At 72.1% G+C, this 14,485-nt stretch carries 15 protein-coding genes and 1 tRNA gene; 13 read left to right on the forward strand and 3 right to left on the reverse strand.

Annotated elements, in window-relative coordinates; all coding sequences use genetic code 11:
* Positions 1-124 precede the first annotated feature (124 nt).
* The 12 genes from TU31_RS18150 to TU31_RS18205 all read left to right on the forward strand — a co-directional run bounded on the left by TU31_RS18150 (position 125) and on the right by TU31_RS18205 (position 11,988).
* Complete coding sequence (locus TU31_RS18150; RefSeq protein ID WP_042155789.1) at positions 125-526, forward strand: NADH-quinone oxidoreductase subunit A; 402 nt, start codon at positions 125-127, stop codon at positions 524-526.
* Positions 517-1,173: an NADH-quinone oxidoreductase subunit B gene (locus tag TU31_RS40455; protein ID WP_042155791.1), complete on the forward strand. Its 657-nt coding sequence runs from the start codon at positions 517-519 to the stop codon at positions 1,171-1,173. Before TU31_RS18150 ends, TU31_RS40455 begins: the two co-directional genes overlap by 10 nt.
* Entirely contained in the window at positions 1,170-2,552 is a 1,383-nt protein-coding gene (locus TU31_RS18160; RefSeq protein WP_052718978.1) for an NADH-quinone oxidoreductase subunit C, read from the forward strand. Before TU31_RS40455 ends, TU31_RS18160 begins: the two co-directional genes overlap by 4 nt.
* Positions 2,549-3,517 (forward strand): complex I subunit 1/NuoH family protein, encoded by a 969-nt coding sequence (locus TU31_RS18165; protein WP_042155793.1) that lies wholly within the window; start codon positions 2,549-2,551, stop codon positions 3,515-3,517. Before TU31_RS18160 ends, TU31_RS18165 begins: the two co-directional genes overlap by 4 nt.
* Positions 3,514-4,113 (forward strand): NuoI/complex I 23 kDa subunit family protein, encoded by a 600-nt coding sequence (locus TU31_RS18170; protein WP_042155795.1) that lies wholly within the window; start codon positions 3,514-3,516, stop codon positions 4,111-4,113. Before TU31_RS18165 ends, TU31_RS18170 begins: the two co-directional genes overlap by 4 nt.
* Positions 4,110-4,733: an NADH-quinone oxidoreductase subunit J family protein gene (locus tag TU31_RS18175; protein ID WP_042155796.1), complete on the forward strand. Its 624-nt coding sequence runs from the start codon at positions 4,110-4,112 to the stop codon at positions 4,731-4,733. The genes TU31_RS18170 and TU31_RS18175 overlap by 4 nt, the downstream gene beginning before the upstream one ends.
* On the forward strand, positions 4,733-5,095 hold the full coding sequence (nuoK, locus tag TU31_RS18180; protein WP_042155798.1) for an NADH-quinone oxidoreductase subunit NuoK: 363 nt from the start codon (positions 4,733-4,735) through the stop codon (positions 5,093-5,095). Before TU31_RS18175 ends, nuoK begins: the two co-directional genes overlap by 1 nt.
* A complete protein-coding gene (locus tag TU31_RS18185; protein ID WP_042155800.1) occupies positions 5,092-7,089 on the forward strand; it encodes an NADH-quinone oxidoreductase subunit 5 family protein in 1,998 nt (665 codons plus the stop codon). Before nuoK ends, TU31_RS18185 begins: the two co-directional genes overlap by 4 nt.
* 113 nt (positions 7,090-7,202) lie before the next feature.
* A complete protein-coding gene (locus TU31_RS18190; protein ID WP_042155802.1) occupies positions 7,203-8,822 on the forward strand; it encodes a complex I subunit 4 family protein in 1,620 nt (539 codons plus the stop codon).
* On the forward strand, positions 8,822-10,354 hold the full coding sequence (locus TU31_RS18195) for an NADH-quinone oxidoreductase subunit N (RefSeq protein WP_042155804.1): 1,533 nt from the start codon (positions 8,822-8,824) through the stop codon (positions 10,352-10,354). Before TU31_RS18190 ends, TU31_RS18195 begins: the two co-directional genes overlap by 1 nt.
* A 239-nt stretch (positions 10,355-10,593) precedes the next feature.
* Complete coding sequence (htpX, locus tag TU31_RS18200; RefSeq protein WP_042155806.1) at positions 10,594-11,457, forward strand: zinc metalloprotease HtpX; 864 nt, start codon at positions 10,594-10,596, stop codon at positions 11,455-11,457.
* Between the two features lie 138 nt (positions 11,458-11,595).
* Positions 11,596-11,988: a YccF domain-containing protein gene (locus tag TU31_RS18205; RefSeq protein ID WP_042155809.1), complete on the forward strand. Its 393-nt coding sequence runs from the start codon at positions 11,596-11,598 to the stop codon at positions 11,986-11,988.
* Positions 11,989-12,010: 22 nt separating this feature from the next.
* Here TU31_RS18205 and TU31_RS18210 read toward each other — a convergent pair whose 3' ends face one another.
* Together TU31_RS18210 and TU31_RS18215 are read right to left on the reverse strand one after the other, a co-directional pair.
* Complete coding sequence (locus TU31_RS18210) at positions 12,011-12,748, reverse strand: antibiotic biosynthesis monooxygenase (protein ID WP_052718979.1); 738 nt, start codon at positions 12,746-12,748, stop codon at positions 12,011-12,013.
* Between the two features lie 135 nt (positions 12,749-12,883).
* On the reverse strand, positions 12,884-13,372 hold the full coding sequence (locus TU31_RS18215; RefSeq protein ID WP_030262720.1) for a YajQ family cyclic di-GMP-binding protein: 489 nt from the start codon (positions 13,370-13,372) through the stop codon (positions 12,884-12,886).
* Positions 13,373-13,561: 189 nt separating this feature from the next.
* Here TU31_RS18215 and TU31_RS18220 point away from each other — a divergent pair.
* Positions 13,562-13,643 (forward strand) — tRNA-Tyr (locus TU31_RS18220).
* A gap of 169 nt (positions 13,644-13,812) precedes the next feature.
* Here the strand turns inward: TU31_RS18220 and TU31_RS18225 are convergent.
* On the reverse strand, positions 13,813-14,475 hold the full coding sequence (locus TU31_RS18225) for an NAD(P)H-binding protein (RefSeq protein WP_042155812.1): 663 nt from the start codon (positions 14,473-14,475) through the stop codon (positions 13,813-13,815).
* Positions 14,476-14,485: the final 10 nt, after the last annotated feature.

Here is a 14,485-nt window from a genome sequence, read left to right on the forward strand (position 1 = left end):
TGGGGACAACCCCACCGGCCGCGACGATGCGGCTGCTCACCGCAGCCGGGGCAGGGCCTAGACTCCGGTCCGTACAGATCGTCGAAGTCGTTGAACAATCACAGTCAGGGAGCGAGGGGCGGACGTGCCGGACGCGACCGTACGCACCACCGTCGCCGCGGACTACTTCCAGGGCTACTCGGTCGTCGGGCTCATCGCCGTGATCGGTGTGCTCTTCGTCGCCGTGGCGTTCGGTGCCGGGCGGCTGCTGCGGCCCGTGGTACCGACGCCGGAGAAGCTGCTGACGTATGAGTGCGGTGTGGATCCGGTCGGTGAGGGCTGGGCGCACACCCAGGTCCGCTATTACGTCTACGCCTTCCTCTACGTCGTCTTCGCCGTGGACTCGATCTTCCTGTTCCCCTGGGCAACGATCTTCGCCGCCCCCGGTTTCGGCGGCGTGACGCTGGTGGAGATGTTCATCTTCCTCGGCTTCCTCGCCGTCGGGCTGCTCTACGCATGGAAGAAGGGCGTCCTGGAATGGACGTGACCCCCGCCTCCAACGGCGCCGCGGCCGCGGGCGCCGCCCCCGAGTTCCTGCCGGAGCCGCGGCGCCTGGGCACCCTCGCGCGGCTCGCGCCCGAACCGATGAAGGTGGTCCTCAACTGGGGCCGCCGCTACAGCCTCTGGGTCTTCAACTTCGGCCTGGCCTGCTGTGCCATCGAGTTCATCGCCGCGTCCATGGCGCGCCACGACTTCATCCGGCTCGGCGTGATCCCGTTCGCGCCCGGCCCCCGCCAGGCCGACCTGATGGTCGTCTCCGGCACCGTCACCGACAAGATGGCGCCCGCGGTGAAGCGGCTCTACGAGCAGATGCCGGAGCCGAAGTACGTCATCTCCTTCGGGGCCTGCTCCAACTGCGGCGGCCCCTACTGGGACTCGTACTCCGTCACCAAGGGCGTCGACCAGATCATTCCGGTGGATGTGTACGTCCCGGGCTGCCCGCCGCGTCCGGAGGCGCTGCTCCAGGGCATCCTCAAGCTCCAGGAGAAGATCGCGCGCGAATCGCTGGGGGAGCGGTACGCGAAGGGCGGCGCCGCCCGGCCCTCGGCGGCCGCGCTGCGCAGCGGACTCGTCACACCGCCCGCGCCGCAGCCGGCGGATGCGCCGAAGCCGGCGGGGGAGGAGCCCCGATGACCGAGCAGCCCGAGCAGCAGCCGGAGACCCCCGAGCAGCAGCCGGAGACCTCCGGGCAGACGACGCCCTCCGAGCAGACGGCGGCGCCCGAGCCGTCGGCCGCGCCGGACCAGGGCCAGCAGCCCGAGCAGCCCCCGGCCGAGCCCGTCGTCGGCTGGCTGCCGCGCCCGGCGAGCGAGCTCTTCGGCCCCGGGGCCACCGCGGAGCTGGCGTACGACCTGCTGACCGTCGACGTCCCCGTCGACGGCTGGCTCACCGCGCTGACCGCCGCCCGCGACACCCTGGGGTGCACCTTCTTCGACTGGCTGAGCGCCGTCGACGAGCCCGGCACCGGCTTCCGGATCTGTGCCCACCTCGCGGAGGTGGCGCACCCCGGTACCGTCCACCGGCTGATCGTGCGGACGACCGTGCCGCACGACGCGGCCGCGCTGCCCACCGCCGTCGGTGTGTACGCGGGCGCGGGCTGGCACGAGCGGGAGACCCACGAGATGTTCGGGGTCGACTTCACCGGCCACCCGCACCTCGTACCGCTGCTGCTCCCGGAGAACTTCGAAGGGCACCCGCTGCGCAAGGACTTCGTGCTGGCGGCGCGGGTCGCCAAGGCGTGGCCCGGCGCCAAGGAGCCGGGCGAGTCCGAGCACGGCGGGCCCAAGCGGCGCCAGATGCTGCCCCCGGGCGTCCCGGACCCGAACGAGTGGGGCCCGCTGAAGGGCCAGCTGCCGCCCGCGCCCGCACGTCCGGCGCGGGGTGCACGGGCGGCCGGCGGCGCCGCGGGCGAGCGTCCGGCACGTCGTACCCGTACGGCGGCCGCGGGTTCGGCCGGCCAGCAGGCGGCGGCGGAGGGGACCGGAACTCCGGCGCGTACCGAGCGGCCCGAGCGCCCGGCACGGCGTACCCGTTCGGTGAGCGAGGGGTCGGCCAGCCAGCAGCGAGCGGCGGCGGAGGCAGCGGACGCGGCGGAGACCGCGGCGGCCCCGGCCGCCGGGGGCCCGGCGACGGAAGTTCCGTCAAAGGAGACACCGGCCAAGGACGCCCCGACCCAGGACGCGTCGACGAAGGACGCCCCGGCCAAGGATTCCCCGGCTCAGGGCACCCCGCCCCAGGCGTCCCCCGAGAAGCCGGCGCCCCCGCGCTCCTCCGACGCCCCCTGGCACCACGCCCGCCCGGCCTTCGACGAGCCGGAGCGGACGGCGGAGGCCGGGAAGAAGCCGGAGAAGCCCGAGCCGGAGAAGCCGGAAGTGAAGGCCGAGCCGGAGAAGCCGGAAGAGAAGCCCGAGCCGGAGAAGCCGGAAGCGAAGGCCGAGCCGGACCCGGAGCCCGCGGCCCCCCGGGACCAGCCCCCCACCCCCCAGGACCCGGCAGGAGGCGACACCCCATGAGCGACGCTCTCGACATCACGCTGCGCCTGCTCGCCGTCTTCGTCGTGTTCCTGGTCTTCCCCCTGATCATCGGGCAGACCGAGCACAAGGTCATGGCCCATATGCAGGGCCGGCTCGGGCCGATGTACGCGGGCGGGTTCCACGGCTGGGCGCAGCTCGTCGCCGACGGTGTGAAGTTCGCGCAGAAGGAAGACATCGTGCCGGCCGGTGCCGACCGGCGGATCTTCCAGCTCGCGCCCGCCGTCGCGCTGCTCCCGTACCTCCTGGTCCTGGTCGCCATCCCGATAGGCCCGCACAACGCCGTGGGCCAGGACCTGGACGCGGGGATCTTCTTCGTCCTCGCCGTCATGGGCGTCGGGGTGCTCGGCTCGCTGATGGCGGGCTGGGCCTCGGCCAACAAGTTCTCGCTGCTCGGCGGTCTGCGGACGGCCGCGCAGCTGCTGGCGTACGAGCTGCCGATGCTGCTCGCCGCGGCCTCCGTCGCGATGGCGGCGGGCACGCTCTCGTTGCCCGGCATCATCGAGGCGTTCCACTGGTGGTGGGTGCCGTGGCAGATCGTCGGCGGCGTGGTCTTCTTCACCGCCGGGCTCGCCGAGCTCCAGCGACCGCCGTTCGACATGCCGGTCGCCGACTCGGAGATCATCTTCGGTGCGTACACCGAGTACACCGGACTGCGCTTCGCCCTCTTCCTCCTCGCCGAGTACGCGGGCATCGTCGTTCTCTGCGCGCTGACCTCCGTTCTCTTCCTGGGCGGCTGGCACGGCCCGTTCGGCGCCGACGGCCTGGGCTGGCTGTGGACCCTGCTGAAGACCGTGATCCTCGCCTTCGGCGTCATCTGGCTGCGGGTGACCTATCCGCGGCTGCGCGAGGACCAGTTGCAGAAGCTCGCCTGGACGGTCCTCATCCCGCTCGCCCTCGCCCAGATCGCCCTCACCGGCGTCGTCAAGGTGGTGATCTCGTCATGAGCTTCCCCGGTTCCGGCCTCGCCAAGGGGCTGGCCGTCACCCTGCGGACGATGACGAAACGATCGGTCACCGCGCAATACCCGGACGTCCAGCCCGACCTCCCGCCCCGTACCCGTGGCGTCATCGGGCTGTTCGAGGAGAACTGCACGGTCTGCATGCTGTGCGCCCGGGAGTGCCCGGACTGGTGCATCTACATCGACTCCCACAAGGAGACGGTGCCGCCGGCCGCCCCCGGAGGCCGCGAGCGCAGCCGCAATGTGCTGGACCGCTTCGCGATCGACTTCGCGCTGTGCATGTACTGCGGTATCTGCATCGAGGTCTGCCCCTTCGACGCGCTCTTCTGGTCACCGGAGTTCGAGTACGCCGAGACGGACATCCGCGAGCTGACCCATGAACGCGACAAGCTCCGCGAGTGGATGTGGACGGTGCCCGAGCCGCCGGCGCTCGACCCGGCGGCCGAGGAGCCCAAGGAACTCGCCGCCGCCCACAAGGCCGCGGACAAGCTCGCCGCCCAGCAGGCGGCGGAGGCCGAGGCACAGGCCCAGGCCGAAGCCGCGGACCAGGACCGACCGGACACCCCAGGGGAGGGACAGTGACGCTCGCCGCCACCGCAGCCGGCCAGGGCTTCCTCTCGCCCACGGGCGTCGAGGTCGCCTTCGTCCTCGTCGGTATCGCCACCCTCGGCGCGGCCGTCATCACCGTCACCACCAGGCAGCTGGTGCACGCCGCCCTCTGGCTGGTCGTCGCCCTCGGTGGGATCGCCGTCGAATACCTCCTGCTCACGGCCGAGTTCATCGCCTGGGTGCAGGTGCTGATCTACGTCGGTTCGGTCGTCGTCCTGCTGCTCTTCGGGCTGATGCTCACCAAGGCGCCCATCGGCCGCTCCCCGGACGCCGATTCGGGCAACCGCTGGGCCGCGCTCGCGGTGGCCCTCGCCTCGGCCGCCGCCCTGGTCTGGGTCGTCGTGGACGCCTTCCGGGCCACCTGGATCAGCTTCGAGGGCGCCGCCCAGGGCTCCACCGAAGCCTCCGGGCGCAGCCTCTTCCAGTACTGGGTGCTGCCCTTCGAGGCGCTGTCCGTGCTGCTGCTCGCCGCGCTCGTCGGGGCGATCGTGCTGTCCCGCAGGACAGGGGAGGGCAAGGCCGCGGCGGCTGACCTCAAGACCGGCGCCTCCCACGGCCCCGCCGCCCCCGCCCCGCGAGAGGAGCAGCGCTGATGCATCTCGTCTACCCGGCCGTCCTCGCCGTCCTCCTCTTCTGCACCGGGCTGTACGGCGTGCTCGCCCGCCGCAACGCGATCCTGGTGCTGATGTCCGTCGAGTTGATGCTCAACGCCGTCAACCTCAACCTCGTCGCCTTCGACGTCTGGCTGCGCGACACCCTGCACACCGGCCAGGCGCTCACCCTCTTCACCATCGCCATCGCCGCCGCCGAGATCGGCATCGGGCTGGCGATCGTGCTGCTCGTCTACCGCAACCGCGGCAGCTCCGACATCGACCGGCTCCGTGACCTCGCCGAGCAGGCGGGCGCCGGGGACGGGGACCCGCAGCCGGACACCACGGCGGAGGCCGCCGCGTGACCCTCACCACCACCGCCGTTCTCGTTCCCCTCCTCCCCTTCCTCGGGGCCGCCGCCGGCCTCCTCCTGGGCCGCCGGGCGCCCGGATTCGTCCGGCCGCTGGCAGTGCTGCCGACGCTGGCCGCCGCCGTGCTCGCGGTGCTTGTCGCCGTCGGGCAGGGCACCGGCCCGGCGACCGACATCGCCACCGAGCTCACCCCGACCGGCTCGATCCCCATTGACCTGGCCCTGCATCTGGACGGCTTCGCCGTGCTGATCGCCGTGCTGGTCGGTGTCGTGGCGACCTGTGTGCAGCTCTACTCCACCGGCTATCTGCGCAACGACCCGCGCTACGCCTCCTACGCCGCGCTGGTCTCGCTCTTCACCTCCGCGATGCTGCTGGTCGTCTACACCGGCGACCTGATGCTGCTGCTGGTCGGCTGGGAAGTCATGGGCATCTGCTCCTACTTCCTCGTCGGCCACTACTGGGAGACCGAGGCCGCCCGCGCCGCCTCCCTCAAGGCCTTCCTCGTCACCAAGCTCGGTGATGTCCCCTTCCTCTTCGGCATCTTCGCGCTGGCCGCCGACGCCGGGACCTTCCGCATCACCGGCATCCTCGGGAGCGTCGCCAGTGGCGGCCTGGACCATCCGACGCTGATCGCGCTGCTGCTGCTCGCCGGTGTCGCGGGCAAGTCGGCGCAGTTCCCGCTGCACACCTGGCTCCCGGACGCGATGGCCGGTCCGACGCCCGTCTCGGCGCTGATCCACGCCGCGACGATGGTGGCGGCCGGTATCTATGTCGTGGCCCGCCTCCTCCCCGTCTTCGCCGCCTCCGCGGCCGCGCTGGTGGTGATGGCCGTCATGGCCGCGGTCACCATGGTCGGCTCCGGTCTGGCCGCGCTGGCCCAGGACGACATCAAGCGCGTCCTGGCCTATTCGACGGTCGGTCAGCTCGGCTACATGCTCGGCGCGCTGGCCGTCGGCGACCGCGGTGCCGCCGTCTTCCACCTCATCTCGCACGGTGCGTTCAAGGCCCTCCTCTTCCTCGGCGCGGGCGTGATCATCCACGCCGCGGGCACCAACTCGCTGGCCGCCATGTCCCGGATGAGCGGCCTGGCCCGGCGCATCCCGGACGCCTACTGGACCGTCACCGTCGCGCTGCTCGCGCTCGCCGCGATCCCCCCGTTCGCCGGCTTCTTCTCCAAGGAAGCCGTCCTGGGCGCCGCCGAGCACGCCGCCACCGGTGCGGCGCACGGCATCCCCGGCGCGGCCGGCTGGACCGTCCTGGTCTCCGGACTGCTCACCGCCCTCCTCACCGCGGCCTACGCCACCCGTCTGTGGCTGCTGGCCTTCAAGGGCACGGGCGTCGAGGCCCCCGACCACGGCCCGCAGCCGGTCGTCATGAACGCCGTGCTGTGGGTGCTCTTCCTCCCCACCGTCGCGCTCGGCCTCGCCGCCCCCCTCCTGCCCGGCTGGTTCGACGGGCGTTCGCTCGCGCCGACCCTGACCACCTCCGTCCTGGGCACCGGTGTCGCCCTCGTCGGCGGCCTGGTCACCTATGCGGCCTGGCGCCACACCACCGCCCTGGCCGCCCGCACCCCCATCGGCGCGGTCGTCACCGACCCGGACGCCCCGCCCGGGCTCGCCGAGGAGACGGCCATCGCCACCCACGCCCCGGTCTACGGGAGCATCGCCGGCGCCCCGGACCCGGCCGACCCCGGCCGCCTCCTCCTCGGCCCGCTCCAGCCCCACGCCGCCGTCGGCTTCCACCTCGACGCCGTCTACTCCGTGCTGTTCGTCCGGCCCGTACGCGCCGCCGCCTCGCTCGTCCGCTTCTTGGACCGCGAGGTCGTCGACACCTACGTCAGCGGTGCCGCCGCCACCCCCCGGTGGCTGGGCGCCGCCGTCCGCCGTGCCCAGACCGGGAACGTGCAGACCTACCTCGGCGCTCTGCTCGCGGGCTCGCTCGTCCTGGCCGTCGCCGCCGTCCTCGTCGCCACGGGCACGGGGGCCTGACCGTGCTGCCATCCCCCGGGGGCCGGCCCCCGCACCCCCAGCCGACAGCCTTCGCGGCCTGCCTCGCCGGAGCCGAACCCCGCAGGAGGGCCTGACCCGTGAATCACACCGTTATGCAGCTTCTCCTCGCGGCCGTCGTCGTCCTCCCCCTCGTCGGCGCGCTCGCCGCCCTGCTCCCGGCCCCGCCCGGCCTGCGCGGCAAGAACCCCGACCAGGCCGTACTGCGCCACGGCGTGACCGTCACCGGTGTCGTGCTCGCCGCCGCGATCGCGCTGGCGGCCGGCTTCGACCACGACCACCCGGCCCGTATGCAGGCCACCACCGACATCAGCTGGATCCCGGCGCTCGACATCCGCATCCACCTCGGCGTCGACGGCATCTCGCTCCCCCTCGTCGTCCTGACCGCGTTGCTGACCTTCCTCTGCGCGCTCTACTCCTACTTCCACATGCCAACGGGCCCGTCTCCCAAGGCATTTGTGGCCCTGCTGCTCACTCTTGAGGGCGGCACCCTCGCCACCTTCGCCGTCCTCGACCTGATGCTCTTCTTCCTCGCCTTCGAGATGGTCCTCATCCCGATGTACTTCCTCATCGCCCGCTGGGGCGGGGCGGGAAAGCAGGCGGCGGCCTGGAAGTTCATCCTCTACACGCTGCTCGGCTCCGTCGTGATGCTGCTCGGCCTCCTCCTCATCGGCGTGAAATCCGGCACGTTCGACATGGTGGCACTCGCCACTGACAACGGGCCGAAAGCCCAGCTCAGCCACACCGTTCAGCTGCTGGCGGTGCTCGCCGTCGGCATCGGACTGGCCGTCAAGTCCCCGATGTGGCCGCTGCACAGCTGGCTGCCCGACGCGCACACCGCCGCCCCCACCGTCGGCTCGGTGCTGCTGGCCGGCGTGCTGCTGAAGATGGGCACCTACGGCTTCGTACGGATCGCGCTGCCCATCACCCCCGAGGGCATGCAGACCTTCGCGCCGTACCTGGCCGCGCTGGCCGCCGTCGGCATCATCTACGGCTCGCTCGCCTGCCTCGCCCTCGTACGCAAGGGCGCCAAGGGCGACCTCAAGCGTCTGATCGCCTACAGCTCCGTCGGCCACATGGGCTTCGTCCTGCTCGGCATCGCCAGCATGACCCCCACCGGCGTCAACGGCGCGCTGTTCGCCAACATCGCGCACGGCCTGATCACCGGCCTGCTCTTCTTCCTGGTCGGCGCCCTCAAGGACCGCACCGGCACCACCGACCTCGACGCCCTGGCCGGGACCACCGGCGCCGCCCTCTACGGCAAGGCGCCCCGCTTCGGCGGTCTGCTCGCCTTCGGCGCCGTCGCCTCCCTGGGCCTCCCCGGACTCGCCGGGTTCTGGGGCGAGATGCTGGCCATGTTCGGTGCCTTCCAGCCGGCCGCCGGCCTCAGCCGCCCCGCCTTCCTGACGTTCATGGTGCTGGCCGGCCTCGGCACCCTGCTGACCGCCGCCTACCTGCTGCTCGTCGTCCGCCGCGTCTGCATGGGCGGCACCCCGCACCTCGCCCCGACCGCCCCGCTCGGCACCGCCGACCCGGCCGGCGAGGACCCGTCAGGACAGCCCGCACCGGCCCCCGCCGTTCCCGACATCGCGCGCTACGAATACGCGGCCTGGACCCCCCTCGCCGTCCTCACCGTCCTTGCCGGACTGTGGCCCGCGGCCCTCCTCGGCCTCACCGACCCGGCCGTCCAGCAGCTCCTCGGAGGCGGTAAGTGATGAGCTCGATCACGCCCCTGGTCCAGTCCGTCGACTGGCTCGCCCTCGCGCCGCCCACGCTCACCGCGGCCGTCGCCCTGGTGGTGCTCGTCGCCGACCTCTTCCTCCCGGTGGCCCGTAAGCCGCTGCTGGGCTGGATCGCCACGGCGGGTCTCGCGCTCGCCGCGCTGTTGCTGCTGCCCCTCCTGGGCGGCGACCGCCGCACCTTCTGCCTGCCCGCCCACCCCGACGTGTGCAGCTATGTGGCCGACCCGTTCGCCCTGGTCATCCAGTTCCTGGTGCTCGGCGGGGCGCTGCTGACCGCCCTGCTGTCCATCGACACCGTCAAGGACCAGGGCCTGCCCACCGGGGAGTACTGGTTCCTGCTGCTCTCCTCGGCGGCCGGCGCCGCCCTGCTGCCCGCCTCCCGGGACCTCGCCACCCTCGTCATCGCCCTCGAAGTGGCCTCGCTGCCCGCCTTCGCCCTCGTCGGGCTGCGGCGCGGCGACCGGCTCTCCTCCGAGGCGGCGCTGAAGTTCTTCCTGTCCTCGGTGGCCGCCACCGCCGTGATGCTGCTCGGCGTGAGCTTCCTGTACGCGGCCACCGGCAGCCTGCACCTCTCCCGGGTGGCGCACGCCCTCACCGCGCTGCCCGACCCGCGGCTGGCCACACTGGCGAGCGCCGGCGTCGCGCTCACCCTGGTCGGCTTCGCCTTCAAGACCGCCGCCGCCCCGTTCCACTTCTGGGTGCCGGACACCTACGTCGGCGCGCCGCTGCCCATCGCCGGCTACCTCTCCGTGGTCGGCAAGGCCGTCGGCTTCTCCGGCCTGATCCTCGTCACGGTCCAGGGCTTCCCGTCGTACGCGGACGTCTGGGGCCCGGCGCTGGCCGTTCTCGCCGCCCTCACCATGACCGTCGGCAATGTCGCGGCCGTCCGCCAGGACCCCCGCCGCGCACACAGCGCCGTACGCCTGCTCGCCTGGTCGTCGGTCGGCCAGGCCGGCTACCTCCTGGTGCCGATCGCGGCGGCCGGCTACACCCGGGACCCGGCGCACGCCATCGGCTCCACCGTCGCCTACGCCCTGATGTACGCGGCCGTGAACCTCGGCGCCTTCGCCGTCGCCGCCCTGGTGGCCCGAACGAGCCCCGCCAACCGCATCACCGACTACCGGGGCCTGTACGCCCGCCGCCCGCTGGCCGCGCTCGCCATGGGCTTCTTCCTGCTGTGCCTGGCCGGTCTGCCGCCGGGCATCATCGGCCTGTTCGCCAAGGTCACGGTCTTCTCCGTGGCCGTCGACGCGGGCCTGGCCTGGCTCGCGGTGATCATGGCGGTCAATGTCGTGATCGCGCTCTACTACTACCTGAAGTGGACCACGGTCCTCTTCCGGGGAGCCGAGGCCGTGCCCGGGGCAGCCCCGGCGGAGCAGCAGCCGCCCCGCGCCGGGATCCCGGCCCCCCTCGCCACCGCCATCGCTCTCGCCACCGTCCTGGGCATCGCCCTCTCCGGCGCCCCGCAGCTCGTCCTGCGCTTCGCCTCCGGGGCGCTGCTCTAACCGGCCATCCGGCCGATACCCGCCCGCTCCGGACCGCTCCCGGCGGCCCGGAGCGGCCCCCAGGCTGCCCGTACGGCGGCGGGCCCCACCGGGCGCCACTCCCTGCCCGGCCCGGCCCGTCGCGCGCGCACCGGGGAACCAGGCTCGTTCATCTCGCGTTGACCAGTGAGTAAGGGTCCACTGGAGAGTGGAGAAACGCAGCACAGGGTTCCCCTGCCGCACCGCTTGGAGGGCGTACCGTGCACCGCCGGCACAACGGGCTCAGGACCGCCGTACTCCTCGGGGGACTGTCCGCCCTCATCATCGTCATCGGCAGCCTGTTCGGCCGTACGGGCCTGATCATCGCCGTCGTCGTCGCCCTGGGCACCAACGCCTACGCGTACTGGAACAGCGACAAGCTCGCCCTGCGGGCCATGCGCGCCCGCCCGGTCAGCGAGTTCGAGGCCCCCCAGCTCTACCGCATGGTCCGCGAGCTCTCCACCACGGCCCGCCGGCCCATGCCGCGCCTGTACATCTCCCCGACCCAGGCGCCCAACGCCTTCGCCACCGGCCGCAACCCCCGCAACGCCGCGGTCTGCTGCACCGACGGCATCCTTCAGCTGCTCGACGAGCGTGAGCTGCGCGGTGTCATCGGCCATGAGCTCAGCCATGTCTACAACCGCGACATCCTCATCTCCTCGGTCGCGGGCGCACTGGCCTCCGTCGTGATGTTCCTCGTCAACTTCGCCTGGCTGATTCCCATAGGCCGCTCCGACGACGACGAGGGCCCCGGCCTCCTGGGCATGCTGCTGATCATGATCCTCGGGCCGGTCGCGGCCGGGATCGTCCAGCTCGCCGTCAGCCGCTCCCGTGAGTACCAGGCGGACGCCTCGGGCGCCCAGCTCACCGGCGACCCGCTGGCCCTGGCCTCCGCCCTGCGCAAGCTGGAGGCGGGCACCCGGCAGCTTCCGCTCCCGCCCGAGCCACGGCTGGAGACCGCCGGACACATGATGATCGCCAATCCGTTCCGGGCGGGCGAGGGCATGACCCGGCTGTTCTCCACCCACCCCCCGATGCGCGAGCGCATCGCCCGTCTGGAACAGATGGCGGGCCACCGCCCCTGACGGACCAGGGGCCGCGGGGGAGCGGTGGCCGCCGCCTGCCGCCCGCCGCATGATGAACGCAACGCAACGCTTTACCCGGCCCAGGGCGTCCTGCCCAGCAGTGACGTTCTCCGCCGTGCCTGTGGAAGGCTGCTGATCATGAAGTTCATCCTCAACATCCTCTGGCTGGTCCTCAGCGGCTTCTGGATGGCGCTCGGCTATGTGGCCGCGGGCATCATCTGCTGCATCCTCATCATCACCATCCCGTTCGGCGTCGCGTCCTTCCGGATCGCCGGCTACACCCTGTGGCCCTTCGGCCGGACGACCGTGGTGCGCCACGACGCCGGTGCCGGCTCGGCGATCGGCAATGTCATCTGGATCATTTTCGCGGGCTGGTGGCTGGCCCTGGGGCACATCATCACCGGCCTCGCCCTGTGCGTGACGATCATCGGCATCCCGTTCGGCATCGCCAACTTCAAGCTGATCCCGGTCTCCCTGATGCCGCTGGGCCGCGACATCGTCCCCACGGACGAGCCCTTCGCGACGCGCTGACCACCCGCCCCGCCCCTCGCCCTCAGACCCGTACGAGCCCCCGAGGGGCCACGAACCGCCGGAATCCCACCGGTTCCACCCCCGGCAGACCGTCGATGAAGCTCCGCACCTCCCCACGGCGCCGGAGCCGGGTGCCGAGCTCCCGTTCGTGCGACTCCGGATCCGTCCACTCGCTGTAGTTGACGACCCGGTCGCCCTCGTCGCTGATGTGGAAGTGCGAGGCGATCCCGCCCTCCCCGCGCTGGAGCTCGCCGACCAGTTCCAGCAGCCCGTCCACGAGGCCCCGGGCGGCCTCGTGCCCCGTCGTCCGGAAGGCGACGCGTACGACGCAGCCCGGCTCCCGCGGCGCTCCGTGCGGCAGCATGCTGCGGTACAGCCGGAAGCGGCCGGGACCGGAGTTGCCGACGTCCCCCACCCCGTCCAGCACCGCCGCGATCCGCTCGCTCAGCCCGGTGTTCTCGGTCCGTACGAACTCCCGGTGCGCCGCCTCGCTCGTCCACTGCGCGTAATTGAGCACACCGCGCCCGTCCGTACCGGCGAACAGCACCCGCGACAGGAAGCCCGCCGGCAGCGGCGTCTCCTCCCAGGCGCGGGCGACCCCGTCCAGGACGGCGCGCTGCCCCGCCGGGCCGCCCGCGTCCCACTCGCTGATCAGTACGGCACCGGCATCCGGCCGCCGTATGTCCGGGAACACATCGCTGCGGAACCCGGCCCCGGGGCCGGTGAAGGGACGGGCCGGTGCGTCATGAGAAGAAGTCATGCCACGACCCTGCAATCTCAAGCGCAGTTGAGGTCAAGTGCCCCGCAGAGCCGCTCAGTTCGCCGCCCCGATACACCGGTGGGGCGGCACGCCGAAGCGCGCCGCCCCATCCTGTGGCACCCGGAAAACGGGTCTCTACCGGTAGTTCACGAACTGGAGCGCGAAGTCCAGGTCCTTGCCCTTCAGCAGCTGCTGAACGGCCTGAAGGTCGTCCCGGCTCTTCGAGCTGACCCGCAGCTCGTCGCCCTGCACCTGCGCCTTGACGCCCTTCGGGCCCTCATCGCGGATGATCTTGGCGACCTTCTTCGCGTTCTCCTGCGAGATCCCCTCCTCGATCGAGGCGAAGATCTTGTACTCCTTGCCCGAGGCCTGCGGCTCGCCGGCGTCCAGCGCCTTCAGGGAGATCCCACGCTTGACCAGCTTGGACTGGAAGATGTCGAGTACCGCCTTCACCCGCTCCTCGGCGTTGGCCCGCATCTCGATCTTCTCGCCCGACCACTCGATCGACGCGCCCACGCCCTTGAAGTCGTAGCGCTGCGAGATCTCCTTGGCGGCCTGATTGAGGGCGTTGTCGACCTCCTGCCGCTCTACCTTCGAGACGATGTCGAAACTGGAGTCGGCCATGTTGAGTTGGCTCCTCGTACCTAGATCCGTCAGGGGTGCGGCCCGTCCCCGGACCGCCTGCCAAGCCTAGCCACCCGGCCAAGATCCAGCGCTCTCGAATCGAGTGGCGAACCACCCCCCGCCATCGGGTATGGTTTACGTCGTTGCCACGGAGCACCGCCCACAGCGGCTCTCCCGGCAGCAAACCCAGGCGGTGTGCCCGAGCGGCCAAAGGGAGCAGACTGTAAATCTGCCGGCTCAGCCTTCCCAGGTTCGAATCCTGGCGCCGCCACAGGTGTGAAGGGGCCCGTGACCAGCGTAAATGCTGGTCACGGGCCCCTTCTTCGTTCCCGGCCCACCAAAGCGCCGCTGTGGGCGGGTATGCCCTACTCCGTCTCACCCCCGCACGCTGCACGGGCGGACGGGGCGGGCCACCCCCGCCCACCCGGCGCGCCCGCCCTTCAGCGCGCGGCCACCGCCCGCACCGCGTCCTCCACCGGTACTTCCCCGCCGATCAGCTCCAGCGTCCTGCCGATGGTGGCCGGCTCGTCGAGCAGCGCCACCAGGGCGGCCGCCACATCGTCCCGGGCCACCTCGCTGCGGCCGGTCGTGTCGGCCAGCGCCACCAGGCCCGTGCCGGGGTCGTTGGTCAGCCGGCCCGGCCGCAGGATCGTCCAGTCCAGCCCGGCGCGGGCCCGTACGTCCGCGTCCGCGGCGCCCTTCGCCCGCAGGTACGCGGCGAAGACCGGGTCGGTGCCCTCGGGGGGCTCACGGTCGGCGCCCATGGACGAGACGACGAGGAAGCGCCGTACCCCGGCCGCCTCGGCCGCGTCCGCGAAGACCGCCGCCGCACCGCGGTCCACCGTGTCCTTGCGTTCGATGCCACTGCCCGGTCCCGCGCCCGCAGCGAAGACGGCCGCGTCGGCGCCCTCCATGTGCCGGGCGAGGTCCTCCACCGACGCCGACTCCAGGTCGCAGACCACCGGTTCGGCTCCCGCGGCCAGCACGTCACCGGCCTGTTCCGGCCGGCGGATGATGCCCGCGACCTCATCCCCGCGCTTGGCGAGCAACCGCTCCAGCCGCAGCGCGATCTGACCATGTCCACCTGCGATGACAATGCGCATGATCCCGACC

The organism is Streptomyces lydicamycinicus (assembly GCF_000829715.2).
Lineage (GTDB): Bacteria > Actinomycetota > Actinomycetes > Streptomycetales > Streptomycetaceae > Streptomyces > Streptomyces lydicamycinicus.